General features: G+C 40.7%; 2 protein-coding genes. Both read left to right on the forward strand.

Annotated elements, in window-relative coordinates; genetic code table 11:
* The coding region (locus tag Xbud_RS18655) for a lytic transglycosylase domain-containing protein (protein ID WP_145956675.1) at positions 1-1,834 on the forward strand (1,834 nt) is incomplete at its 5' end.
* 329 nt (positions 1,835-2,163) lie between these two features.
* The gene (locus Xbud_RS18665) at positions 2,164-2,649 is read left to right on the forward strand and encodes a hypothetical protein (RefSeq protein ID WP_099137483.1); all 486 of its coding nucleotides are present in this window, start codon (positions 2,164-2,166) and stop codon (positions 2,647-2,649) included.
* Positions 2,650-2,767: the final 118 nt, after the last annotated feature.

Consider the following 2,767-nt stretch of genomic DNA (forward strand, 5'->3'; position numbering starts at 1 on the left):
CGCCACAAAAGCACTGGCAGAGATTGAAGCCAGAATTAAGCAACTGAACCCTTTGCTGGATTCGACACGTGAAGCATTGCGGTTCGGCGGCAATGAAACGCTGGAAACTACCGGTGGACTGAATAACCGGCTGCGCGATATGTCCCGCTATGCACAGGATAACGTACAGAATATTAGTAGCATGATCCCGCCACTGAAAAATTTTGGTGAGCTGTTCTCAAAATACAGCGGCATGGCGTCAAAAATGGGATTGCTCGGTGGCGTGGGTGGTGTTATTGGCGGGATGACAGCGGGATATAATACGCTCAGGGAGACGGGAAAAGAAGCTACCGGGCTTGATACCTTGTCTAAAAATACAGCGATGTCACATGAAGATGCATCCGGCTTGGCTGGTGCATTGGTGCAGATTGGGGCGGATGCTGATGATGCAAAAAAATCCGTTCAAAATTTGTTTGACGTTTTTAATGCAGCAGAACGTGGTGAAAATGGCTCGGCACGTGCAGAACTGGATAAAGCGGGTGTTAAAATTCACACAACCAAAGATGGTTCGGCTGATACCATCCCTACGCTATTAGAGTTAGCAGAAAAATTCCCCAACATGCCCTCCGAAACTCAGTTCAGACTGGCAAATAAATTGGGATTAACCCCCGATGTTCTGACATTAATTCGTGAAAATAAAATCAAGGAAAGGCTGGAGAAGTCTAAAAAATACGGTCTAACGATGGATGAAAAGACAGTTAAGAGACTCACCGATTTTGATACAGAAATGAATGACTGGAATGCATGGCGGGAAGGGAAGAAACTTCAGAGCAAAACAGCATTCGCAGAGTATTTTTTGGAGGGTGGGCTAAATTATCAAAATAATTTGGAGAAAAAAGAAAAAGAGAAATATAAAAATGACACCTCAGATTCCTTCTATCATGGAAACAAGCGTGATGATATGCGGGAAAGAGCATTAAGAGATAAAGAGTTCAGGAAAGAGCTATCTTTTGGTGACAGATTCTTATTGGAATGGGGATATCCCAGTGATGATTTATATAAAAAATTAGAAGATAAATACGGAGAAGCATGGGAAAAGCAGAAAAAAGCCCATGAAGCGAAAGCAGCAGTTAATAAAATACCGCCATTACCAAATTATGAGATGCCCCATTACCCCAATCCGTTAAAGAGTGGCGGCAACGGAGCGGCATTATTAGAATCGATGTCTGACTACTTTGCCATGCTGGAGAAGAAATACGGACACGAACCCGGCCTATTATACGGTGTTGCGATGACCGAATCGTCGGGTAATCCCAACGCGATCGGCCCAGTAACAAAATCAGGGGAACAAGCTATGGGGATGTTCCAGTTTATGCCCGATACCGCCAAAGAACAGGGATTGATAGGTAATGATGTCTTTGACCCGTACAAATCAGCGGAAGCATCTGCACGATACCTGAGCTGGCTACGTCAGCAAACCGGCAGTACAGATGGAATGCTGGCAGCTTATAATGGGGGGATCGGAAAATTGCAAGCAAGAGGCATAAGGAATATGCCAACGGAAACACGTAATTATATCCCTGAGGTTAAGAAAAATATGAAAGTCGGGGCTGCAATCGCTGAAAAGAACATCAACAGTGAACAAGAGCAGCAATTCCCTTCACTCTACAGCAAGAAAAAGGATGTTGAATCTGAGGCAGAAATAGCAAAAGGTATGGCAAAAGCGTTACTGGAAGCCATGGGCGATAAACCATTTCAAGTCGAGATCACCTTGGTTAATGATAAGACCGGAGAACGGCAAAAATTTCAGTCGAATTCTGCCGGAAAAGTCACAACTTCTATGCAGCATCCTTGAAAATAGGTTATGTTTTATTCATTAATGTATTTTTTTATACTATTAATGGGGTTGTAGATGCACAGATTCGGACGTTTTTTGATTCTAGTTGGTATTACATGGTTGTTTGTAGCTCTGAACATGGGCACCACTGTTTCTTCTTATGGTGAAACTGTTCAAAACATTGGGTTAGTATCAAGCAAACAAAATCACGTTATTATCGGATGCTTTATTATCCTTTATGGATTGTTAGTTACTTTGTTCTACAGTAAAAAATAATAGTACAGAGACTTGGAGAGATGCATTGTTCAGAGTTCAGCGAGTAATATTTAATTGACAAGGTGATTTTTATGAAGCGGTTATTATTATCTTTGTTCTTTGTATCATCTATGGCAAATGCAGCGTGGATTACGAATGTAGAAGAAAGCATTTTTGGTGATAATAGCGCCGTTCTTATAGGGGAGCTCAAAAACACTAAATCAGGCATTGTATTCAGATGCAATAGTAATGATCTATCAGTTTCTTATGTTGAGCTAATAGACGATAGCGATATTAAATCTATACCTGCGACTTTTTTAATGAGAGTTGACAGTAATCAAGTGGTCGAATTTAACACAATGCTACAAAGAAGAAACTCTGATGCAATAGAAGCCAAAGGCACTGATAGAGAAAAAATTTTGTCGTTATTAAAGCAGTTAAGTTCAGCAAAGCAAAAAATTTTAGCGGGAATTTCTGTTGATGAAGTTGATTATAAGCAATCTTTTTCAGGAAATGCATCCGGTTCAACTGTTGCCGTTAATAAATTCGCTAAGGCATGCAATTTGAATATCAAGTAGAAGTAAGATAGTGCGAAACAGCCCCTTATGGGGCTTTTATTGGTTATTAGTTGAGTTTTACAAAAGTTTCGTAAAACATCATTGCGATGTAGTCTTATTGTGACTACAATTAGGACAC

Origin of the sequence: Xenorhabdus budapestensis (genome assembly GCF_002632465.1) — a bacterium.
GTDB lineage: Bacteria > Pseudomonadota > Gammaproteobacteria > Enterobacterales > Enterobacteriaceae > Xenorhabdus > Xenorhabdus budapestensis.